Source organism: Streptomyces sp. NPDC033174, from assembly GCF_055577795.1.
Genome location: NZ_JBVIPQ010000005.1, coordinates 499,637 through 520,600 on the forward strand (window position 1 = coordinate 499,637; position 20,964 = coordinate 520,600).

General features: G+C 70.9%; 19 protein-coding genes. 5 read left to right on the plus strand and 14 right to left on the minus strand.

Annotated features, from left to right (window positions below; genetic code table 11):
• The first annotated feature begins 196 nt into the window (after positions 1 to 196).
• Together ACZ5VC_RS19105 and ACZ5VC_RS19110 are read left to right on the plus strand one after the other, a co-directional pair.
• Entirely contained in the window at positions 197 to 1,672 is a 1,476-nt protein-coding gene (locus ACZ5VC_RS19105) for an AlkA N-terminal domain-containing protein (protein ID WP_469121181.1), read from the plus strand.
• Positions 1,673 to 1,684: 12 nt separating this feature from the next.
• Positions 1,685 to 2,179, plus strand: coding sequence for a methylated-DNA--[protein]-cysteine S-methyltransferase (locus tag ACZ5VC_RS19110; protein ID WP_469121182.1), 495 nt, complete (start codon positions 1,685 to 1,687; stop codon positions 2,177 to 2,179).
• An 18-nt stretch (positions 2,180 to 2,197) separates the two neighbouring features.
• On the opposite strand, the gene ACZ5VC_RS19115 is transcribed toward ACZ5VC_RS19110, so the two are convergent.
• The 3 genes from ACZ5VC_RS19115 to ACZ5VC_RS19125 form a co-directional block, all read right to left on the minus strand.
• Positions 2,198 to 2,929: an SIR2 family NAD-dependent protein deacylase gene (locus ACZ5VC_RS19115; RefSeq protein ID WP_469121183.1), complete on the minus strand. Its 732-nt coding sequence runs from the start codon at positions 2,927 to 2,929 to the stop codon at positions 2,198 to 2,200.
• Between the two features lie 249 nt (positions 2,930 to 3,178).
• A complete protein-coding gene (locus ACZ5VC_RS19120) occupies positions 3,179 to 3,670 on the minus strand; it encodes an NUDIX domain-containing protein (protein ID WP_469121184.1) in 492 nt (163 codons plus the stop codon).
• 10 nt (positions 3,671 to 3,680) lie between these two features.
• Positions 3,681 to 4,901 carry an ADP-ribosylglycohydrolase family protein gene (locus ACZ5VC_RS19125; protein ID WP_469121185.1) on the minus strand — a complete coding sequence of 407 codons (1,221 nt, stop codon included), beginning with the start codon at positions 4,899 to 4,901 and terminating at the stop codon, positions 3,681 to 3,683.
• 182 nt (positions 4,902 to 5,083) lie between these two features.
• Between ACZ5VC_RS19125 and ACZ5VC_RS19130 the strand changes: the two genes are divergently transcribed.
• Positions 5,084 to 6,238: a glycerate kinase gene (locus tag ACZ5VC_RS19130; RefSeq protein WP_469121186.1), complete on the plus strand. Its 1,155-nt coding sequence runs from the start codon at positions 5,084 to 5,086 to the stop codon at positions 6,236 to 6,238.
• A 380-nt stretch (positions 6,239 to 6,618) separates the two neighbouring features.
• Here ACZ5VC_RS19130 and pssA read toward each other — a convergent pair whose 3' ends face one another.
• From pssA to ACZ5VC_RS19175, 9 genes are all read right to left on the minus strand, one after another.
• Positions 6,619 to 7,494 (minus strand): CDP-diacylglycerol--serine O-phosphatidyltransferase, encoded by an 876-nt coding sequence (pssA, locus tag ACZ5VC_RS19135; protein WP_468704812.1) that lies wholly within the window; start codon positions 7,492 to 7,494, stop codon positions 6,619 to 6,621.
• On the minus strand, positions 7,487 to 8,143 hold the full coding sequence (locus ACZ5VC_RS19140) for a phosphatidylserine decarboxylase (RefSeq protein ID WP_469121187.1): 657 nt from the start codon (positions 8,141 to 8,143) through the stop codon (positions 7,487 to 7,489). Before ACZ5VC_RS19140 ends, pssA begins: the two co-directional genes overlap by 8 nt.
• A 166-nt stretch (positions 8,144 to 8,309) precedes the next feature.
• Positions 8,310 to 9,515, minus strand: a complete 1,206-nt coding sequence (locus ACZ5VC_RS19145) for an acyl-CoA dehydrogenase family protein (protein ID WP_468703827.1) — start codon at positions 9,513 to 9,515, stop codon at positions 8,310 to 8,312.
• A gap of 2 nt (positions 9,516 to 9,517) precedes the next feature.
• The gene (locus tag ACZ5VC_RS19150; RefSeq protein WP_324974567.1) at positions 9,518 to 10,030 is read right to left on the minus strand and encodes a MaoC family dehydratase; all 513 of its coding nucleotides are present in this window, start codon (positions 10,028 to 10,030) and stop codon (positions 9,518 to 9,520) included.
• Positions 10,031 to 10,035: 5 nt separating this feature from the next.
• Positions 10,036 to 10,995, minus strand: coding sequence for an HpcH/HpaI aldolase/citrate lyase family protein (locus ACZ5VC_RS19155; RefSeq protein WP_469121188.1), 960 nt, complete (start codon positions 10,993 to 10,995; stop codon positions 10,036 to 10,038).
• Positions 10,992 to 13,004, minus strand: a complete 2,013-nt coding sequence (locus ACZ5VC_RS19160) for a protein meaA (RefSeq protein WP_469121189.1) — start codon at positions 13,002 to 13,004, stop codon at positions 10,992 to 10,994. The genes ACZ5VC_RS19155 and ACZ5VC_RS19160 overlap by 4 nt, the downstream gene beginning before the upstream one ends.
• A gap of 9 nt (positions 13,005 to 13,013) precedes the next feature.
• On the minus strand, positions 13,014 to 14,351 hold the full coding sequence (gene ccrA, locus ACZ5VC_RS19165) for a crotonyl-CoA carboxylase/reductase (protein WP_469121190.1): 1,338 nt from the start codon (positions 14,349 to 14,351) through the stop codon (positions 13,014 to 13,016).
• 385 nt (positions 14,352 to 14,736) lie between these two features.
• The gene (locus tag ACZ5VC_RS19170; protein WP_469121191.1) at positions 14,737 to 15,561 is read right to left on the minus strand and encodes a TetR family transcriptional regulator; all 825 of its coding nucleotides are present in this window, start codon (positions 15,559 to 15,561) and stop codon (positions 14,737 to 14,739) included.
• A gap of 91 nt (positions 15,562 to 15,652) precedes the next feature.
• Positions 15,653 to 17,434 carry a 3-hydroxyacyl-CoA dehydrogenase family protein gene (locus ACZ5VC_RS19175; protein ID WP_469121192.1) on the minus strand — a complete coding sequence of 594 codons (1,782 nt, stop codon included), beginning with the start codon at positions 17,432 to 17,434 and terminating at the stop codon, positions 15,653 to 15,655.
• A gap of 338 nt (positions 17,435 to 17,772) precedes the next feature.
• Here ACZ5VC_RS19175 and ACZ5VC_RS19180 point away from each other — a divergent pair, with 338 nt between their 5' ends.
• On the plus strand, positions 17,773 to 18,390 hold the full coding sequence (locus ACZ5VC_RS19180; protein ID WP_469121193.1) for a HEAT repeat domain-containing protein: 618 nt from the start codon (positions 17,773 to 17,775) through the stop codon (positions 18,388 to 18,390).
• Positions 18,391 to 18,667: 277 nt separating this feature from the next.
• Here the strand turns inward: ACZ5VC_RS19180 and ACZ5VC_RS19185 are convergent, their stop codons facing one another.
• Positions 18,668 to 19,066 (minus strand): RidA family protein, encoded by a 399-nt coding sequence (locus ACZ5VC_RS19185; RefSeq protein ID WP_469121194.1) that lies wholly within the window; start codon positions 19,064 to 19,066, stop codon positions 18,668 to 18,670.
• A 78-nt stretch (positions 19,067 to 19,144) separates the two neighbouring features.
• Positions 19,145 to 20,188, minus strand: a complete 1,044-nt coding sequence (locus tag ACZ5VC_RS19190; protein WP_469121195.1) for an Rv2578c family radical SAM protein — start codon at positions 20,186 to 20,188, stop codon at positions 19,145 to 19,147.
• A gap of 146 nt (positions 20,189 to 20,334) precedes the next feature.
• On the opposite strand from ACZ5VC_RS19190, the gene ACZ5VC_RS19195 reads away from it, so the two are divergent.
• Positions 20,335 to 20,778 carry an SRPBCC family protein gene (locus ACZ5VC_RS19195; RefSeq protein WP_469121196.1) on the plus strand — a complete coding sequence of 148 codons (444 nt, stop codon included), beginning with the start codon at positions 20,335 to 20,337 and terminating at the stop codon, positions 20,776 to 20,778.
• The last annotated feature ends 186 nt before the right edge of the window (positions 20,779 to 20,964 follow it).

The following is a 20,964-nucleotide window of genomic DNA, read 5'->3' on the forward strand; positions in this document are numbered from 1 at the left end:
TTCGGATACGCGGGGCGCCTGCCCGAGGCTGATCCCGTGAAACAACTCCCTGCCCGCGTGGCGGCGGGTGACCGCATGAACGCGCAGCGAGTCCGCTCGTCGGCGGTTCTGCCGACGCCGGCCGGGGAGACCGGCGCGAGGGTTGATGTCGTTTTTTCGCCAGCTCCGCCCCGGGGGCGTCGTCAATGCTTGACCCATGCACACCGACACCCAGCGCTGCGTCAGAGCGGTCCGGTCCAAGGACGCCCGGTTCGACGGCATCTTCTTCACCGCCGTCCTGACCACCCGGATCTACTGCCGCCCCAGCTGCCCGGTCGTGCCGCCCAAGGCCGAGAACATGGTCTTCCACCCGAGCGCCGCCTCCTGCCAGCGTGCCGGGTTCCGCGCCTGCAAGCGGTGCCGCCCCGACACCAGCCCCGGCTCGCCGGAGTGGAACGCCCGCGCCGACGCCGTCGCCCGTGCCGTGCGGCTCATCCAGGACGGCGTTGTCGACCGCGAGGGCGTCCCCGGCCTGGCCGCCCGGCTCGGGTACTCCGCCCGGCAGATCGAGCGACAGCTCTTGGCGGAGCTCGGCGCCGGCCCGCTGGCCCTGGCCCGCGCCCAGCGCGCCCAGACCGCCCGGGTGCTCATCGAGACCACGGGCCTGCCGATGGCGGAGATCGCCTTCGCCGCCGGGTTCTCCTCGATCCGTACGTTCAACGACACCGTCCGCGAGGTCTTCGCACTCGCCCCGGGGGACCTGCGCGCCCGCGCCGCGCGGGGCACCGCGACGGCCGCCCGAACCTCTGGCGTGATCACGCTGCGGCTGCCGTACCGGGCCCCGCTCAACCCCGACAACCTCTTCGGCCACCTCGCCGCGACCGCCGTGCCCGGCGTCGAGGAGTGGCGCGACGGCGCCTACCGCCGCACCCTGAGCCTCCCCTACGGACACGGCATCGTCGCCCTCACCCCACGGCCCGACCACATCGCCTGCCGGCTGTCCCTGACCGACCCGCGCGATCTGACGATCGCCATCAGCCGCTGCCGCCGGCTGCTCGACCTGGACGCGGACCCGGTCGCCGTCGACGACCGGCTGCGGGCGGACCCGCTGCTGGCGCCCCTCGTCGACAAGTCACCGGGCAGACGGGTGCCGCGTACCGTCGACGCCGCCGAGTTCGCCGTACGGGCCGTGCTCGGCCAGCAGGTGTCGACGGCCGCGGCCCGTACCCACGCGGCCCGGCTGGTCATGGCGCACGGCGTTCCCGTCGAGGACCCCGAGGGCGGGCTCACCCATCTCTTCCCGACCCCGCGGGCACTGGCCGCCCTCGACCCCGAGTCGCTGGCCCTGCCGCGCAGCCGCCGCACCACCCTGCTCACCCTCGTCGAGGCGCTGGCCGACGGGTCACTCCGGCTCGGCGTCGACAGCGACTGGGAGGAGGCCCGCGCCCGGCTCGCCGCCCTCCCCGGCTTCGGCCCCTGGACCGTGGAGGTGGTCGCGATGCGGGCGCTCGGCGACCCGGACGCGTTCCTCCCCTCCGACCTCGGCGTCCGCCGCGCGGCCGGCGGCCTCGGCCTGCCGTCCACCCCGGCCGCTCTCACGGGCCGCGCGGCCGCGTGGCGGCCCTGGCGGGCGTACGCCGTCCAGTACCTCTGGGCGACGGACAGCCACCCGATCAATCACCTCCCCGTATAAGGAAGTTCAGAGATGCCCCGCCAGTACACGGTCGTCGGCAGCCCCTACGGCCCCCTGACGCTCGTCGCCACGGACGGAGTCCTCAGCGGCCTCTACATGGTCGCCCAGCGCCACCGCCCCGCCGAGGAGACCTTCGGCGACCCGGACCCCGGCCCCTTCACGGAGGTGATCCGCCAGCTCGACGCCTACTTCGCGGGCGAGCTGCGGGACTTCGACCTGCCGCTCCACCTCCACGGCACCGACTTCCAGCGCCGCGTCTGGGAACAGCTCCGGGCGATCCCGTACGGCGAGACCCGCTCCTACGGTGAACTCGCCGACGCCCTCGGCAGCCCCGGCGCCTCCCGCGCCGTCGGCCTCGCCAACGGCAAGAACCCCATCGGCATCATCGTGCCGTGCCACCGCGTCATCGGCGCGAGCGGCAGCCTCACCGGCTACGGAGGCGGGCTCGACCGCAAGCAGCGCCTGCTCGCCTTCGAGAGCGGGTCGCCGGAGGACGCCCTCTTCTAGCGCCCCGCCCCGAGGGCCCTACCGTCCCGTGTCGCGCAGCCGCTCCAGCAGAGCGGGCAGCGAGGTGCCGATGGGTTCGCGGACGATTTCCGCGGCCCGGTCGTCGTAGGGCGTCGGCTCGGCGTTGACGACGATCAGGCGGGCGCCGTTGTCGGCCGCGATGCCCGCGAGGGAGGCGGCCGGCTGGACCTGGAGGCTCGTGCCGACCGCGAGGAAGACCTCGGCGGCCTTCGCGATCGACAGCGCCTCACCGAGAACCACCGGGTCGAGCCGCTGCCCGAACATCACCGTCGCCGACTTGAGGATCCCCCCGCACGCCAGGCACGCCGGATCCTCCTCGCCCGCCGCGACCCGGGCGAGCGCGTCCGCCATGGGGGAGCGCGCGTGACACCCGGTGCAGACCACCGTGCGCGCCGTGCCGTGGAGCTCGAGGACCTTGCGGTCGGACAGGCCCGCGAGCTGGTGGAGACCGTCGACGTTCTGAGTGATCACGCGCACGGCGACGCCCGGCGCCTTGTCCAGCTCCGCGACGGCCCGATGCGCGGCGTTCGGCTCGGCGCGCAGGGCCTTGCTGTCGCGCCGCATCCGCCAGGCGCGACGCCGGATCTCCGGGTCGGTCATGTAGAAGTCGTACGTGACCAGCTTCTCGGCCTCCGGATCACGCCGCCACAGCCCGTCCGGCCCGCGGTAGTCGGGGATGCCGGAGTCCGTGGAGATGCCGGCGCCGCTGAGGATGGCGACGAGAGTCATGCCGGGAGCGTATGCACCGGGGGCGCGCCACCGCGAGCCGATTACCGGGGGCGGTGCGGCGGGGGCCGTGCGGGAGGGTGGGGCCGGGCGGTGCGGGTGGCCGCCGGGCCCGACGGGGTGTCGGGTGAGCGGCGGAGCCCCGAACGGGCGCCGGGGGCGTGCGCCTGGACCGGCGCCGAAGGGGGCGCCGGCGGCGAGGTTGCGCTCCGCGGCGTCGTCGGCCTTCGGGGCGAAGACGGCCCCGGCGGGTCAGCGCGGCGGGTGGCCGTTCTCCAGCTCGACGGCGCCTGCCCCGGTGTCCAGCGCGGCCAGTGCGGCCAGTACGCGGCGCCCCAGGGCGTCCAGCAGGTAGTCGGTGACCTCCTCGCGGGCCACCAGCTTCCACGACAGCAGCTCGTCCTCCTGCAGCCGGATCGCCGCGAGCTGCTCCTCGTCGAGCACGCCACCGTCGTAGACGTACGCGGCGAGCGGCGGCCGGGACGCTCCCGGAACCCAGTCGACGGCGAGCAGCCGGCCCAGCTCCACGTCCAGGCCGATCTCCTCCGCCGTCTCCCGCCGCGCCGCCTGACGCGGGGTCTCGCCCTGGTCGGACTCGATCGTGCCGCCCGGCAGCGCCCAGCCCTCCCGGTAGTTCGGCTCGACGAGAAGGACGCGACCCTCGGCGTCCCGGAAGAGGGCGGCGGCGCCGGCCAGGACGCGGGGCAGCCCCGCGATGTACGTGGCGTAGTCGGTGGTGGTCACATCCGGCAGCCTAGCCGGGGGCCGCGGCCGAGACGGCCAACCGCAGGGTCCGCGCGGCCAGTTCACTGATCCGTACCCCGTCGAAGCCGAACACCGCACTGCGCACCCGGTCCTCCAGGGGGTCCGTCCACTGGGCGGGGATCGCCGACGCGCCGCACAGCACCCCCGCCACCGAGCCCGCCGTCGCGCCGTTGGAGTCGGTGTCCAGGCCGCCGCGCACGGTCAGCGCGATGGACCGGGTGAAGTCGCCCTCCCCGTACAGCAGCCCGGCGGTGATCACGGCGGCGTTCGGGACGACGTGGATCCAGCCGAGCCGGCCCGTCTCCTCCGCCAGCTCCACGAGGGTGTCGGACCACGGCACCCCCGCGTCGTACAGCGCGACCGTGTGTCGGACCGTCCGGGCGAGGCGGCTGCTCGCCGGGATCCGCTCCAGGGCCGTCTCGATCGCGGCGCGCGGGCCGGGGGCGGTGAAGGCGGCGGCCACCAGGGCGGCGGCCCACATCGCGCCGTAGACGCCGTTGCCGGTGTGGGAGAGCACCGCGTCCCGGCGGGCCAGCGCGGCGGCGCGGCGCGGGTCGCCGGGGGAGGTCCAGCCGAAGACGTCGGCCCGGATGAGCGCGCCGATCCACTCCTGGTGCGGATTGTCGTACGTGGCGGTGAGCGGGGGCCGCAGACCGTTCGCCAGATTGCGGTAGGCAGCGCGCTCGGCGGTGAAGGTCTGCCGGTAGGGCAGGCACAGCAGCCACAACTGCCCCAACTGCTCGGTGGTGAAACCGAAGCCGTGCGTCTCCAGCAGGTGCAGGCCGAGGATCGCGTAGTCGACGTCGTCGTCGCGGGCGCTGCCGTGGATGCGGCCCCGCACGCATTCGGGCCACTCGGGCCGCAGCTCGAAGCCCGTCGCGCCGGGCGGGGGAGGCGGGATGTAGTCGGTCAGGGGGAGCGCGTCGGTGAGGCGCAGATAGCGGTCGATGCGGTCGGGGGTCCAGTAGTCGCCGCGCTCGACGGGTTTGCCGAGCATGTTCCCGGCGATACGGCCGCTCCAGCCGCCGAGGATCCGGTCTGCGAGGGCGATGCCCCGGGGCACACCTTCCTTGGCCGCGCCGGCTTCCGGCGCCCAGTCCTCCGGTACGGCGTCGGGCGCACCGTCCTCGGGCACCCAGTCCTCCGGATCATGGCCGTCCGGCGTCCGCAGGGGCGTCCGTACGGGGTGGTCCGTCCTGTGTGGGCCCATACATCCGGTCTACCGAAAGAACGGCGGTGGCGCGCGGTGGCTTGCTTTGATCGATCAGTCCTGTGCTCATTTCGTCCTCCTTTGGAGAGGAATATCGGCCTATGAGGGGGTGGCACGTGGTCTGACGGTACGGATAGGGTCTGCCTCGGCGCGACTGCCTGTTCGAAAGCAAGGGATGCAAGGTGACGGACGGAGCAGTAACTGAGGTCGCACGCGTGCTCGTCGCGGCCGACAAGTTCAAGGGCTCGCTCACGGCCGTACAGGTCGCGGAGCGGGTCACCGAAGGTCTGCGACGGGTCGTCCCGGAGCTCGAAGTGGAGACACTGCCCGTCGCGGACGGCGGCGACGGCACCGTCGCGGCGGCGGTCGCGGCCGGTTTCGAACGCCGGGAGGTACGGGTCACCGGGCCGCTCGGCGAGCCGGTGACGGCCGCGTACGCCCTGCGGGACGGCACGGCGGTCGTCGAGATGGCGGAGGCGTCGGGCCTCCAGCTGCTGCCCCCCGGGGTCTTCGCGGCGCTGACGTCGACGACGTACGGCTCCGGTGAGCTGCTGCGCGCGGCGCTGGACGCGGGAGCCCGCACGATCGTCTTCGGCGTCGGCGGCAGCGCGACGACGGACGGCGGGGCCGGGATGCTGGCCGCGCTGGGCGCGCGGTTCCTGACGGCGGACGGCGAGCCTGTCGGGCCCGGCGGCGGTGGCCTGCGCGAGCTCGCCACGGCCGACCTCACCGGCCTCGACCCCCGCTTCGCGGAGGTCGACCTGGTTCTGGCCAGCGACGTGGACAACCCGCTGACCGGCCCGAAGGGCGCACCGGCCGTCTACGGCCCGCAGAAGGGCGCCTCGCCCGAGGACGTCGAGACCCTCGACGCGGCGCTCTCGCACTTCGTGACGGTTCTGGAGAAGGCCATCGGGCCCAAGGCGGCGGAGTGCGCGGTGGCGCCGGGCGCGGGTGGCGCGGGCGGCATCGGGTACGGCGCTCTCGTCGGCCTCGGCGCGAGCTTCCGCCCCGGCATCGAGCTGATGCTGGACGTGCTGGGCTTCGCGCCGGCGCTGGAGCGGGCGACGCTCGTCATCACCGGCGAGGGCTCCCTGGACGAGCAGACCCTCCACGGCAAGGCCCCGGCGGGCGTCGCCGCGGCGGCCCGCGCGGCGGGCAAGGAGGTCGTGGCGGTCTGCGGCCGTCTCGCCCTGCCGAAGGAGGCCCTGAGCGAGGCGGGCATCCGCCGCGCCTACCCGCTGACGGACCTGGAACCGGACACGGCGAAGTGCATCGCGAACGCGGGCCCGCTGCTGGAGCAGGTGGCGTCGAACATCGCGGGCGACTTCCTGGCGTAGCCGGAACGGGCGGGGCGGGGCTTTGCCCCACCCCGCCCTTCCCGGAACCCTGCCGGGGGCATCCGGGCCCTCCGCACCGCCGGGCCCGTCGGCCGGGCCCGCCTCCCACCGAACCTCCCAGGCCCCGCGAGGCGACCCGCTTCCCGCGGTCGCCGCGTGGCTGCCCGGGATCGCAGCCTCCGGACCGCCGCGGCGGCCGCAGGCGCCGGACCGACGCCTCCGCGGGACGGAGGGGTGCGGCGTCCACGGGCCTCGTAGGCCCCGGCCGGTCCACCGTCACCGCGCACAGAACCCACAGGCGCTCCATGTGGCGCCCCCCGGCACACCAAAGGGCCCGGGTGCGTTTGTCGCACCCGGGCCCTTTGGTCAGTCGTCCGCCCTTACGGCAGCTGCGCTGCCCTGGCCTCCGCGCGGGCCTCGCGAGTTTCGCGGCGGTTGCCGCGGAAGGTGTTCACCCGGCGGGCCGTCGCGAAGAGCGGGATCACCGCGCCCATGACCACCTGCAGCGCGCAGCCGGTCTGGAGCAGGATCTGTCCGCCCGGAGCGTCGAACGCCCAGGCCGCCAGCATCCCCATCGCCCCGACGATCCAGCCGAGCATCGCCACCGCGAGGACACCCCGCGGCTTGGGGTACTCGACCCGGCTCACCATCAGCCAGGCCACTCCGATGATCGCGAGCAGCGTCGGGATGAACGGCAGCTCGAGGAGCACGATCGAGACGACGGTGAGCGCGCCGAACGGGCTCGGCATGCCCTGGAACATGCCGTCCTTCATCGTCACGCACGAGAATCTGGCCAGTCGCAGCACCACCGCCAGCAGCACCACGATCGCGGCAACCGCCGAGACCTTCTGCTGCGCGTCGTCCGCGACCATCCCGTACACGAGCACGAAGTAGGCCGGGGCCAGACCGAAGCTGATCAGGTCCGACAGGTTGTCCAGCTCCGCGCCCATCGGCGAGCTGCGCAGCTTGCGGGCCACGAGTCCGTCGAAGAGGTCGAAGATCGCCGCGCACAGCATCAGGATCACGGCGGTGGCGGCGCTGTTGCGCGCCATGCCGGACTCGTTGCTGCCCGTGAGGTGCGGGATGAGGATGCCGGTGGTGGTGAAGTACACCGCCATGAATCCGCACGTCGCGTTACCGAGCGTGAGGGTGTCCGCTATCGACAGCCGCAGCGAGAGAGGCATCTCCTCGACGGCGTCCGCCGACTCCGCCTCGGCCTCCGCCACCCAGCCGGCCTGAGTCTCAGGATCAATCACGGTCAATTCGAGTCACCCCCGCGGTCGTGGTCTGACCGACCTCGACAGCGACGTCGACACCTTCCGGAAGGTAGATGTCAACGCGCGATCCGAAACGGATCAGTCCGATGCGCTCGCCCTGCTCGACCTTGGTCCCCTGCGGGATGTACGGCACGATGCGCCGGGCGACGGCGCCCGCGATCTGCACCATCTCGATGTCGCCGAGCTCGGTGTCGAAGTGCCAGACAACGCGCTCGTTGTTCTCGCTCTCCTTGTTGAACGCCGGAACGAAACCGCCGGGCACGTGCTCGACGGACGTCACCGTGCCCGCCAGGGGCGCGCGGTTGACGTGGACGTTCAGCGGGCTCATGAAGATGGCGACCCGGGTGCGTCCGTCCTTCCACGGCATGATGCTCTGCACCACACCGTCGGCGGGCGAGATGACCCGGCCCTGAGCGATCTCGCGCTCGGGGTCGCGGAAGAACCACAGCATGCCCGCCGCCAGAGCGGTGGCAGGCACGGCGATGGCCGCGGCACGCTTGGAACGGCGCGAGCGGGCAAGGCTGAGTGCTGCGGTGGCGACGGTCGGCAGAAGCCACGGCGATGCTCCGCGCGCGAGGCGTACGCCGACACGGCTGTCGCGAGGTGCAGAGGTTTGGCTGTGGGGCATGGAAGACCTTCGTAGCGGATGATGCCGCACTGGCGGGGGACGGCGGCTTTCGGGCGATGCTATCGGTTGCGGGCCGCAACTGGGCAAGCCAGAAGCCGAGTCGACGGCCGGAAGAAGATGACAGGGTGTGATCTTCTTCGCGGCCAAACCGACCCAAATGCGACAATCAACCCTGGAATCGGTACTCCTCGAGCAGCCGACGACCGATGATCATTTTCTGGATCTCGGCGGTACCTTCACCGATGAGCAGCATCGGAGCCTCTCGGTAGAGGCGCTCGATCTCGTACTCCTTCGAGAACCCATATCCGCCATGAATGCGGAACGCGTCCTCCACGACTTCCTTGCAGTATTCGGAGGCGAGGTACTTCGCCATCCCTGCTTCGAGGTCGTTTCGTTCCCCGGAGTCCTTTTTGCGCGCTGCGTTCACCATCATCGCATGAGCGGCCTCGACCTTGGTAGCCATTTCGGCCAACTTGAACTGGATCGCCTGGTGCTGCGCGATCGCCTTGCCGAAAGTGTGACGCTGCTGGGCATAGGAGACACCCAGTTCGAAGGCACGCTGAGCGACGCCACAGCCACGGGCCGCCACATTCACGCGGCCGACCTCGACACCGTCCATCATTTGGTAAAACCCTCGGCCGGTGGTGCCGCCAAGGACACGATTGGCCGGAATGCGCAGTCCGTCCATGATGAGTTCGGTGGTGTCGACCCCCTTGTAACCCATCTTGTCGATCTTCCCGGGGATGGTGAGGCCGGGGCGGACCTCTCCGAAGCCGGGCTCCTTCTCGACGAGGAAGGTCGTCATCGACTTGTGGGGGGCGGTGCCCTCGGGGTGGCCTTCGTCACTTCGGACGAGAACGGCGACGAGCGTTGACGTTCCGCCGTTCGTGAGCCACATCTTCTGGCCGTTCAGGACGTACTCGTCGCCGTCCTTGACCGCCTTGGACGTGATCGCCGACACATCCGAGCCGAGAGCCGGCTCCGACATCGAGAACGCGCCACGCACCTCGCCCGCCGCCATCCGCGGCAGGAAGGTGTCCTTCTGCTCCTGCGTGCCGTGCTGCTTGAGCATGTACGCCACGATGAAGTGCGTGTTGATGATGCCGGAGACCGACATCCAGCCCCGGGCGATCTCCTCCACGCACAGCGCGTAGGTGAGCAGCGACTCACCCAGGCCCCCGTACTCCTCGGGGATCATCAGACCGAAGACACCGAGCTCCTTGAGCCCGTCCACGATGTCCTGGGGGTACTCGTCGCGGTGCTCCAGCTCCGTCGCGACAGGAATGATCTCCTTGTCGACGAACTCCCGGACGGTGGACAGGATCTCCTGCTGCACATCGGTCAGACCGTGGGTCTGGGCGAGTCGCGCCATGACTACTTCTCCTGCGCCTTGAGTTCCGGGCGGCCGGGCTGCTCGCCGCCGCGCTCCTTGATGTACGTCTCGGTGGGGACCATCACCTTGCGGCGGAAGACGCACACCAGCGTGCCGTCCTGCTTGTAGCCCTTGGTCTCGACGTAGACGATGCCGCGGTCGCTCTTCGACCTCGACGGCGTCTTGTCGAGCACGGTCGTCTCGCCGTAGATGGTGTCGCCGTGGAAGGTCGGCGCCACGTGCTTCAGCGACTCGATCTCCAGGTTGGCGATGGCCTTGCCGGAGACGTCCGGCACCGACATGCCGAGGAGCAGCGAGTAGATGTAGTTGCCGACGACGACGTTCTTCCCGAAGTCGGTCGTCTTCTCCGCATAGTTGGTGTCCATGTGGAGCGGGTGGTGGTTCATCGTCAGCAGGCAGAAGAGGTGGTCGTCGTACTCGGTGACCGTCTTTCCGGGCCAGTGCTTGTAGACGGCGCCGACTTCGAACTCTTCGTAGGTGCGGCCGAACTGCATGGTCCTCAGGCCTCCGGGATCTCGAACTTGGTGGTGCGCCGCATACCGGCGGCGCGGCCCTTGCCGGAGATGACCAGGGCCATCTTGCGGCTGGCCTCGTCGATCATCTCGTCGCCGAGCATCGCGGAGCCCTTCTTGCCGCCGGCCTCGGACGTGTAGTAGTCGTACGCGTCCAGGATCAGCTCGGCGTGGTCGAAGTCCTCCTGCGAGGGCGAGAAGATCTCGTTCGCCGCGGCGACCTGGTCCGGGTGCAGCACCCACTTGCCGTCGAACCCGAGGGCGGCGGCGCGCCGCGCGACGGCCTTGTAGCCCTCCTGGTTGCGGATCTGCAGGTAGGGGCCGTCGATCGCCTGGAGGTTGTTGGCGCGGGCCGCCATCAGGATCTTCATCAGGATGTAGTGGTACGCGTCGGCGTCGTAGCCGGGCGGCTGCTCACCGACGACCAGGGACTTCATGTTGATGGAGGCCATGAAGTCGGCCGGGCCGAAGATGATCGTCTCGACGCGCGGGGAGGCCTGCGCGATCGCGTTGACGTTGTTGAGGCCCTGGGCGTTCTCGATCTGCGCCTCGATGCCGATCTTGCCGACCTCGAAGCCCATGGTCTTCTCGATCTGCGTCAGGAGCAGGTCGAGCGCCACGATCTGCTGGGCGTCCTGGACCTTGGGCAGCATGATGCAGTCGAGGTTCTGGCCGGCGCCCTCGACGACGGTGACGACATCGCGGTACGTCCACTCGGTCGTCCAGTCGTTGACCCGTACGACACGCGTCTTGCCGGCCCAGTCGCCCTCGTTGAGGAACTTCACGATCGTGTGCCGCGCCTCGGGCTTGGCGAGCGGCGCGCAGGCGTCCTCCAGGTCCAGGAAGACCTGGTCGGCCGGCAGGCCCTGCGCCTTCTCGAGGAAGCGCGGGTTGGAGCCGGGGACCGCCAGGCAGGAGCGGCGCGGGCGGAGACGGTTGACCGTCATGCGGGGACCTCCAGAGGGTCGAGCTTGTTCGCTGTGCGGATCTCGTCGACGATACGGCCGATGATCTCCGTGATACCGAAGTCCTTCGGGGTGAAGACGGCGGCCACACCCGCGCGCTTCAGATCTGCGGCGTCGGCGTTGGGGATGATCCCGCCGACGATGACCGGAATGTCGGTGGCTCCCGCCTCGCGCAGCCGGCCCAGTACGTCCGGCACCAGCTCGGCGTGCGAGCCGGAGAGGATGGACAGGCCCACGCAGTGCACGTCCTCCGCCAGAGCGGCGTTGACGATCTGCTCCGGGGTCAGCCGGATGCCCTGGTAGACCACCTCGAAGCCGGCGTCCCGGGCACGTACGGCGATCTGCTCGGCCCCGTTGGAGTGCCCGTCCAGACCCGGCTTTCCGACCAGCAGACGCAGCCGGCCGGAGCCGAGCTCCTCGGCGGTGCGCGTCACCTTCTCGCGTACGGCGGCCAGCGGCGTGCCCGCCTCGGCGGTGACGGCGACCGGGGCCGACGACACCCCCGTGGGGGCGCGGAACTCGCCGAACACGTCCCGCAGCGCCCACGACCACTCACCGGTGGTGACGCCCGCCCGGGCGCACTCCACGGTGGCCTCGAAGAGGTTGCCCTCACCGGCTGCCGTCGCCTTCAGCGCGGCCAGCGCCTCCTGCGCACGGGACTCGTCCCGGTTGTCGCGCCACTCGTGGAGCTTGGCGACCACCCGCGCCTCGTTCGCCGGGTCGACCGTCATGATCGCCGTGTCGAGGTCCGCGGTGAGCGGGTTCTCCTCGGTCGTCTCGAAGATGTTGACGCCGACGATCTTCTCGTCACCCGCCTCGATCCGGGCCCGCCGCTCGGCGTGCGAGGAGACCAGCTGCGACTTGAGGTAGCCGGACTCGACGGCGGCCATCGCGCCGCCCATCTCCTGGATCCGGTCGATCTCCGCGAGGCACTCGGTGACCAGGGCGCTCACCTTGGCCTCGATGACGTGCGAACCCTCGAAGATGTCCTCGTACTCCAGCAGGTCCGACTCGTGCGCCAGGACCTGCTGGATGCGCAGCGACCACTGCTGGTCCCAGGGCCGGGGAAGCCCCAGCGCCTCGTTCCACGCGGGAAGCTGCACGGCCCGGGCGCGGGCGTCCTTGGAGAGGGTCACGGCCAGCATCTCGAGGACGATGCGCTGGACGTTGTTCTCCGGCTGCGCCTCGGTCAGGCCGAGCGAGTTGACCTGGACCCCGTAGCGGAAACGGCGCTGCTTCTCGTTCTCGATGCCGTACCGCTCACGCGTGACCTTGTCCCAGATGCGGCCGAAGGCGCGCATCTTGCACATCTCCTCGACGAAGCGGACGCCCGCGTTCACGAAGAAGGAGATCCGGGCGACGACATCGCCGAAGCGGTCCTCCGGGACCTGCCCGGAGGCGCGGACCGCGTCCAGTACGGCGATGGCCGTGGACATCGCGTACGAGATCTCCTGGACCGGAGTGGCCCCCGCCTCCTGCAGGTGGTAGCTGCAGATGTTGATCGGGTTCCACTTCGGGATGTGGTTCACCGTGTAGGTGATCATGTCCGTCGTGAGGCGCAGCGACGGGCCGGGCGGGAAGACGTGCGTCCCGCGCGACAGGTACTCCTTCACGATGTCGTTCTGCGTGGTGCCCTGGAGCTTGGTGATGTCCGCACCCTGCTCCTCGGCCACCACCTGATAGAGCGCCAGCAGCCACATGGCGGTGGCGTTGATGGTCATCGAGGTGTTCATCTGCTCCAGGGGGATGTCCTGGAACAGCCGCCGCATGTCACCGAGATGCGAGACCGGGACACCGACCCGGCCCACCTCGCCGCGGGCGAGGATGTGGTCGGGGTCGTATCCGGTCTGCGTCGGCAGGTCGAACGCGACCGACAGGCCGGTCTGACCCTTGGCGAGGTTACGCCGGTAGAGCTCGTTCGACGCCTCGGCGGTCGAGTGACCGGCGTACGTCCGCATGAGCCACGGCCGGTCCTTCTGACGCTCTGTCATGTGGGGGCCTCAGATGTTACGGAAGCGGTTGATGGCGTCGATGTGCTTGTCGCGCAGCTCCTGGTCGCGCACGCCCAGGCCCTCGCGGGGTGCCAGCGCCAGGACGCCGACCTTGCCCTGGTGCAGATTGCGGTGGACGTCGTACGCGGCCTGGCCGGTGTCCTCCAGGGAGTAGACCTTGGAGAGCGTCGGGTGGATCTTGCCCTTGGCGATCAGACGGTTGGCCTCCCACGCCTCGCGGTAATTGGCGAAGTGCGAGCCGATGATGCGCTTCAGCGACATCCACAGGTAGCGGTTGTCGTACTCGTGCATGTAGCCCGAGGTCGAGGCGCAGGTGGTGATGGTGCCGCCCTTGCGGGTGACGTACACGGAGGCGCCGAAGGTCTCGCGGCCCGGGTGCTCGAAGACAATGTCGATGTCCTCGCCGCCGGTGAGCTCGCGGATGCGCTTGCCGAAGCGCTTCCACTCCTTCGGGTCCTGGGTGTGCTCGTCCTTCCAGAACTTGTAGTCCTCGGCGTTGCGGTCGATGATCGCCTCGGCGCCCATCGCGCGGCAGATGTCCGCCTTCTGGGGGCTGGAGACGACACAGATCGGGTTGGCGCCGCCGGCCAGGGCGAACTGGGTGGCGTACGAGCCGAGGCCGCCGCTGGCGCCCCAGATCAGGACGTTGTCGCCCTGCTTCATGCCGGCGCCGTTGCGCGAGACCAGCTGGCGGTACGCGGTGGAGTTGACCAGGCCCGGCGACGCCGCCTCCTCCCAGGAAAGGTGGTCCGGCTTCGGCATCAGCTGGTTCGACTTCACGAGCGCGATCTCGGCGAGGCCGCCGAAGTTGGTCTCGAAGCCCCAGATCCGCTGCTCGGGGTCGAGCATGGTGTCGTTGTGGCCGTCGCTCGACTCGAGCTCGACGGACAGGCAGTGCGCGACGACCTCGTCGCCGGGCTTCCAGGCGTTGACGCCCGGGCCGGTGCGCAGGACGACGCCCGCGAGGTCGGAGCCGATGATGTGGTACGGCAGGTCATGGCGCTTGGTGAGCTCGGAGAGCTTTCCGTAGCGCTCCAGGAAGCTGAACGTCGACACCGGCTCGAAGATCGAGGTCCAGACCGAGTTGTAGTTCACGGAGCTGGCCATGACGGCCACCAGGGCCTCGCCCGGGCCGAGCTCCGGCAGCGGCACGTCGTCGAGGTGCAGGGACTTGCGCGGGTCCTTCTCGCGGGTGGTGAGACCGGCGAACATCTCGGTCTCGTCCTTGTGCACGGTCACCGCGCGGTACGAGTCGGGAAGCGGCAGAGCGGCGAAGTCGGCGGACGTGGAGTCCGGCGACTGGATCGCGTCCAGGATTTCCTTCACGGTATTGCCTCCGGCGATGCGCGTTCTTTGAGGGTGAACCTCTCCGAGGAGAGGGCGGTGCTGTGTGTGGAGGTGTGCCGTCGGTTCGGCGGGTGGTGCGTGGCAGCGCGGGTGGCGCGGGAGGTTGCCTGTGACGCAGGCGTCCGGGCGCACAATCACGATCGCTTGTGGGGACAGCCGGCGCACGAGATGGACTCGGCGCGCCGGCCGCCCGGACAACATCAACGTATGGCACGCCGTGTCACCTGGCAAGGCACTGGGTGCCAACAATTTCACTCAGATGCCATCCGCTGGACACACATGAGCGATGATCGATCGAATGGGGTCTCCGGGCATACGGAAACGGCCGGCCCCATAGGGGGCCGGCCGCTGTTGTGAGGGTGTGTCAGTTGTCCTTGAGGGCCTGCTGGATGGTGCGCATGACCTCGTCGAGCGGGGCGTCGGTACGGGCCACGGCGACCAGGACCTCGCCCTCCACGGACGCGGTGGCGGTGCCCGCGGGGCCGGCCGGCGAGGTCTGGCTCGTGGCCGGGCGGCCGGCGCCTATGCCGGATCCGAAGGTCTCCCGCACGATGGCGAAGGCGTGGTCCAATTGGCTCTCCACGTCCCCCTGGCCGCCCGCCCTCAGCCAGCGGCGCAGTACATGGTTGTGGGCGGTGACCACCGCGGAGGCGGCCACCTCGGCCAGCAGCGGGTCGTCATTGCCGTCGTGGTGGTCGCGCTCGTCGAAGTGGCCCAGCAGATAGCGGGTGAACAATCGCTCGTAGCGGGCCACCGACGCGATCTCACGCTCCCGGAGCGTGGGCACCTCACGGGTGAGGCGGTAGCGCTCCACCGAGACCGCGGGCGACGCCGCGTACATCTTCATGACTTCCTTGATGCCCCGGCAGACCGTGTCCAGCGGGTGCTCGTGCGCCGGCGCGGCGTTCAGGACCGCCTCGGCGCGCACCAGGGTGTCGTCGTGGTCCGGGAAGATCGCCTCTTCCTTCGACCGGAAGTGCCGGAAGAAGGTCCGGCGGGCCACCCCGGCGGTCGCGGCGATCTCGTCGACCGTCGTCGCCTCGTAACCCTTGGTCGCGAAGAGCTCCATGGCCGCCGTCGCCAGCTCGCGGCGCATTTTGAGCCGCTGGGCGGCGGCGCGCGTGCTCGCGGCACTTTCCGGCGCGTCGGGCGTGGGCGTGGCACGGGGTGTCTTGGCGGGCTGGGACATGACCTGAACGTACTGCATCCGTGCGGGAGGCCGCGCCTGCGGGGGAGGGCCGCCCGGAGGTCCGAGCAGCCCTCCCCACCCCGCGCCGGGATCAGCGGCGGGCATATTCGCGGAAGCCGCGACCCGTCTTGCGGCCCAGGCAGCCCGCGGCGACCAGGTGCTCCAGGAGCGGCGCCGGGGCCAGACCCGGGTCACGGAACTCGCGGTGCAGCACCTTCTCGATGGCGAGCGAGACATCGAGACCGACCACGTCGAGGAGCTCGAAGGGCCCCATCGGGTAGCCGCCGCCCAGCTTCATCGCGGTGTCGATGTCGTCCAGCGAGGCGTAGTGCTCCTGGACCATCTTGATCGCGTTGTTCAGGTACGGGAAGAGCAGTGCGTTCACGATGAAGCCGGCCCGGTCGCCGCAGTCCACCGGGTGCTTCCTGATCTTCGTGGTGATCCCCCGGACGGTGGCGTGGACGTCGTCGGCGGTCAGCACCGTGCGGACCACCTCGACCAGCTTCATCGCCGGCGCCGGGTTGAAGAAGTGCATCCCGATGACGTCCTGCGGGCGGCCGGTGGCACGCGCGATGGCGACGACCGGCAGCGACGAGGTGGTGGTGGCGAGCACCGCGCCCGGCTTGCAGACCTTGTCGAGGGTCGCGAAGAGCTGCTGCTTGATCTCCAGGTCCTCGGCGACGGCCTCCAGGGCGAGGTCGACGTCGGCGAACGCGTCGAGGGAGCCGGCGGCCGAGATGCGGGCCAGCGTCTCGTCGCGGACCTCGGAGGTCATCCGGCCCTTGTCGACCGAGCGGGCCAGCGACTTGGCGATCCGGGCCTTGGCGGTGTCGGCCTTCTCCTGCGAGCGGGCGGCGAGCACCACGTCGTACCCGGCCTTGGCGAAGACCTCGGCGATGCCGCTCGCCATGGTCCCGGAGCCCGCGACGCCGACGGAACGGACCTCACGGCCCTCACCGGCCTCCGCCGACTCCAGCGGGGTCAGCGCGTCGCGCACCAGGACCGCCGAGCCGGGAGCCTCGTAGGAGTAGAAGCCGCGGCCCGCCTTGCGGCCGGTCAGGCCCGCCTCGCTGAGCTGCTTCAGGATCGGCGCGGGGGCGTGCAGACGGTCGCGCGACTCCGCGTACATGGCGTCGAGGACGGTACGGGCCGTGTCGATGCCGATCAGGTCGAGCAGTGCCAGGGGGCCCATCGGCAGCCCGCAGCCCAGCTTCATCGCGGCGTCGATGTCCTCGCGGGAGGCGTACTTCGCCTCGTACATCGCGGCGGCCTGGTTGAGGTAGCCGAAGAGCAGCCCGTCGGCGACGAAGCCGGGACGGTCGCCGACCGCGACCGGCTCCTTGCCGAGCTCCTGGGCGAGCGTGGTGACGGCCGCGACCGCCTGCGGCGAGGTGAGGACCGAGGAGACCACCTCGACCAGCTTCATCGCGGGCGCCGGGTTGAAGAAGTGCAGACCGAGGACACGCTCCGGGTGGGCCGAGTCGGCGGCCAGCCGGGTCACCGAGAGGGCGTTGGTGCCGGTCGCCAGGATGGCGCCGGGGCGGACGATGGAGTCCAGCGCGCGGAAGACCTGCTGCTTGGCCTCGTACGTCTCGGGCACGACCTCGATCACGAGGTCGGCGTCGGCGGCGGCCTGCAGGTCGGAGAAGGTGCGGAAGCGGGCGAGGACGTTGCTGCGCTCCTCCTCGGTGATCCGCCCGCGCTGCACGGCGCGCTCGGTGGCGGCCTCCAGGGTGGTCACGGCCTGGCGCGCGGCGGCGTCGCTGATGTCGATGCCGATGACCTCACGGCCGGCCCGGGCGAGGACCTCGGCGATGCCGGTGCCCATGGTGCCGAGGCCGACGACGGCGATGGTGGAGAGAGGGGTGTCCATCAGGGGACTCCAGGGTGAGTGACGACTGAGGCGAGAGCGGGCGCGCGTGGCCGCGGCGGGCGTACGGCGCGAAGAAGACGCGGCACGAAGTGCGGTGCGTGAGAGGCCGGTCGCACGCGGGGCGTGCGGACCGCACTGAAGAAGCCGACGGACTCTGTCCCGGAGTCGTGTCGTAAGAGAACTGCCGAACCGACAAGCACTCGCATGGGCTGCGTCACCAGGCCCGGCGAGTCAGCGGTGTGTGTTCCGCTCACCTGAGATTAACCGGCGGGTAACGAGCGCGCCAGTCCACGGGAAGCCCCGGAATTGTGATCTGGGTCGCCGATACGCTGACCGCCATGGACACCGCCACGGCCGAGGAACTCCGCTCGATGATCGATCGGTTGGGGAGCGAGGCGCGGCAGGAGACCGGCGGTCCGGCGGCGTGCCGCCGGCTGGCGGCCACCGAGGACCGCGAGGAGCTCGCACGCGTCCTCACCGAGCCGCGGCAGCCTCTGTGGGCGAGGGAGATGGCCGCGTTCCGCCTCGGGGTGGCGGGCGACCGACGGGCCTTCGAGGCCCTGGTCCTCCTCCTCAACCACCGCGATCCCGAGCGCTGCGTCTCCGCCGCGTACGCCCTGGCCCGGCTCGGCGACCCGCGCACGGCGCGGGCCGCCGCGGCGCTCGCCACCAATGAACTGCGGGTGGCGTACGCGCTGTTGCCCGTACGGCTGCTCGCACAGCTGCGCGCGCCCGAGTCCGTACCGGCGCTGGTGACCGTACTGGAGCGGCGGCTGGCCGACGGTGATCCGCACTGGAGGGTGGGCGTCGCCTGCGTGGAGGGACTGGGCGCGTTGGGCGACGAGCGGGCCCGCCCGGCACTGGAGGCGGCCCGTCTCCACCCCCGGCTCGGCGCGGCGGCTTCCGAGGTGCTGCGGAAGCTGGGCGAGGGCCCGTCTTCGGTAGGTCGTGCGTAAAGTCTCGCCTGGCCCGCGACGCCCGCACGCACTCCCCCGTAGCCCTTCGGGCACGGGAGGTGCCCCCATGCTGCGTTGCCCAAATGCCCAGTAGCTCCGCTACGAGGGCGTCCCCGCGCCTTGCGATCGCACGCACCGGACGCCGCAGGCCCCGCCTTCCGGGCGGACGACGACACGTTGCGGACACTCCTGGCCGCTCCGTGGCGCGCGAGCGATCCGGAAGGCAGGCCCTGCGCCCGCCCGGCACGGTCCGGAAGGCCAAGGCCACGCCCTGCCGTCAGTCGGGGAGGACCGCGAAGGCCTCTATCTCCAGCAGCAGCCGGGGGTCGACCAGCGAGGAGACCTGCACCGCCGAGCTCGCCGGCAACTGCCCCGTGATGAACGCGTCGCGGGCCTCCCTGACGGCCGGCAGATGGGCGATGTCGGTGAGGAAGTACGTCAGCTTCACCACGTCGTCGAAGTCCGCGCCGGCGGAGGCGAGGCAGCGCCGCACATTCTCGAAGACCTGCCGGGCCTGGGCGGCCGGATCGCCCACACCTACCACCTGACCGTCCTCATCGAGGGCGATCTGCCCCGATATGGCGATGAATCGCCCTTGGCCCACGACGACATGGGTGTAGCCGGTTGCGGGCGCGACGCCCTCGGGGGCGGCGATGTGGGTGAGGTGTGCAGTCATGGCCGCCATCCTGGCGCACGCCACTGACAATCGGGCCGCCGCCGGCGCCGGGCCGGACGCGCGGGCCGCCGCGCGCCGTCACAGCAGCGTGAGCTGGGTGGCCTCCGTACCCGTGTCGGCGTGCTCCGCGGTGGCGGGGCCGGGGCTGATGCGCCGCGCCGCGCCCCGGCGCGCCGGACCGATCCCGAACTCCGCCGCCAGCTCGTGCACCTGCCGGGTGATCCGGCGCTGGTACCAGGTGGGGGCGTACGCCCCTTCCGCGTACATCCGCTCGTACCGCCCGACGAGGTGCGGGTGGTGCCGCCCCAGCCAGGCCATGAACCACTCGCGCGCCCCCGGCCGCAGATGCAGGACGAGCGGGGTGACCGACGTCGCCCCGGCCGCCGCGATCGCCCGGACCGTCTCCCGCAGCTGGTCCGGGCGGTCGCCCAGGAAGGGGATGACCGGGGCCATCAGCACACCGCATCCGATGCCGTTGTCGGTGAGGGTCCGTACGACGTCCAGGCGGCGCTCGGGTGACGGTGTCCCCGGCTCGACGGTGCGCCACAGCTCCTGGTCGACGAAGCCGACCGAGACGGAGGTTCCCACGTCGGTCACCGCCGCCGACTGCTTCAGCAGCTCCAGGTCGCGCAGGATCAGCGTCCCCTTGGTGAGGATCGAGAAGGGATTGGCGCGGTCGCGCAGGGCGGCGATGATCCCGGGCATCAGCCGGTAGCGGCCCTCGGCCCGCTGGTAGCAGTCGACATTGGTGCCCATGGCGATGTGCGCCCCGTGCCAGCGGGGCGAGGCGAGCTGGCGGCGCAGCAGCTCCGGCGCGTTGATCTTCACGACGATCTGGGAGTCGAAGCCGAGGCCCGTGTCGAGGTCCAGATAGCTGTGGGTCTTGCGGGCGAAGCAGTACACGCACGCGTGTGTGCAGCCGCGATACGGGTTGACCGTCCACTCGAACGGCATCCGCGAGGCGCCAGGAACCCGGTTCAGGATCGAACGGGCCCTCACCTCGTGGAAGGTGATCCCGCGGAACTCCGGTGTGTCGAAGGTGCGCGTGGTGACCGCGTCCGCGCCGAACAGGGCGGCGTCCCCGCCCGGGGCCGCGTTCTCGGCCAGATTGTCCCAGCGCATGGACGCCTCCTCGCTCGCTGCTCCGGTCGTACGCCCTCCACAATAGAACACACGTTCCCATGATCGTGCGGACCCGGATTTGGGCGGGCCCGGCCCGGGTGGTTGGCTGGTGCCTCCCCTGAGGAACGAGTGCTGGAGGACGAGGGATGGCGCAGGTCGAGGCCACTACGGAGCGGATCATCGCGGCGGACGCGGAGACGGTGTTCGACGCTCTGGCCGACTATCAGGACACCCGCGCGAAGCTGCTGCCCGAGCACTTCAGCGAGTACGAGGTGCGCGAGGGCGGCGACGGCGAGGGGACGCTGGTGCACTGGAAGCTCCAGGCCACCAGCAAGCGCGTCCGCGACTGCCTTCTCGAGGTCACCGAGCCCGGTGACGGCCAACTGGTCGAGAAGGACCGCAACTCCTCGATGGTCACGACATGGACGGTCACCCCGGCCGGCGAGGGCAGCTCGAAGGCGGTCGTCACCAGCGTCTGGAACGGCGCGGGCGGCATCGGAGGCTTCTTCGAGCGGACCTTCGCGCCCAAGGGGCTCGGGCGCATCTACGACGCGGTGCTCGCCAACCTCGCCGCAGAGGTGGAGAAGTAGCCCTCCGGGCGCGTCGCGGCGGTCACCGGTTCGGGTGGTTCTCCGTACGCGCCCGTTGCGCGCCGTAGGTGCTCCCACCGGCGCATAAGCCGTTCCCGCACGCCTCCGGCGCAACTCGTCGCGCTTGCCCTCAGTTGTCGCGTAATGCGAGAAATGGGCCCGCGCAGGCGCGACGAGGGGAGCAGA

Coding starts and splice junctions, on each gene's coding strand:
- ACZ5VC_RS19105 (WP_469121181.1), top strand. CDS start 197: ATGCACACCGACACCCAGCGCTGCGTCAGAGCGGTCCGGTCCAAGGAC.
- ACZ5VC_RS19110 (WP_469121182.1), top strand. CDS start 1,685: ATGCCCCGCCAGTACACGGTCGTCGGCAGCCCCTACGGCCCCCTGACG.
- ACZ5VC_RS19115 (WP_469121183.1), bottom strand. CDS start 2,929: ATGACTCTCGTCGCCATCCTCAGCGGCGCCGGCATCTCCACGGACTCC.
- ACZ5VC_RS19125 (WP_469121185.1), bottom strand. CDS start 4,901: ATGGGCCCACACAGGACGGACCACCCCGTACGGACGCCCCTGCGGACG.
- ACZ5VC_RS19140 (WP_469121187.1), bottom strand. CDS start 8,143: ATGCCCCACAGCCAAACCTCTGCACCTCGCGACAGCCGTGTCGGCGTA.
- ACZ5VC_RS19145 (WP_468703827.1), bottom strand. CDS start 9,515: ATGGCGCGACTCGCCCAGACCCACGGTCTGACCGATGTGCAGCAGGAG.
- ACZ5VC_RS19150 (WP_324974567.1), bottom strand. CDS start 10,030: ATGCAGTTCGGCCGCACCTACGAAGAGTTCGAAGTCGGCGCCGTCTAC.
- ACZ5VC_RS19155 (WP_469121188.1), bottom strand. CDS start 10,995: ATGACGGTCAACCGTCTCCGCCCGCGCCGCTCCTGCCTGGCGGTCCCC.
- ACZ5VC_RS19160 (WP_469121189.1), bottom strand. CDS start 13,004: ATGACAGAGCGTCAGAAGGACCGGCCGTGGCTCATGCGGACGTACGCC.
- ACZ5VC_RS19170 (WP_469121191.1), bottom strand. CDS start 15,561: ATGTCCCAGCCCGCCAAGACACCCCGTGCCACGCCCACGCCCGACGCG.
- ACZ5VC_RS19175 (WP_469121192.1), bottom strand. CDS start 17,434: ATGGACACCCCTCTCTCCACCATCGCCGTCGTCGGCCTCGGCACCATG.
- ACZ5VC_RS19180 (WP_469121193.1), top strand. CDS start 17,773: ATGGACACCGCCACGGCCGAGGAACTCCGCTCGATGATCGATCGGTTG.
- ACZ5VC_RS19185 (WP_469121194.1), bottom strand. CDS start 19,066: ATGACTGCACACCTCACCCACATCGCCGCCCCCGAGGGCGTCGCGCCC.
- ACZ5VC_RS19190 (WP_469121195.1), bottom strand. CDS start 20,188: ATGCGCTGGGACAATCTGGCCGAGAACGCGGCCCCGGGCGGGGACGCC.
- ACZ5VC_RS19195 (WP_469121196.1), top strand. CDS start 20,335: ATGGCGCAGGTCGAGGCCACTACGGAGCGGATCATCGCGGCGGACGCG.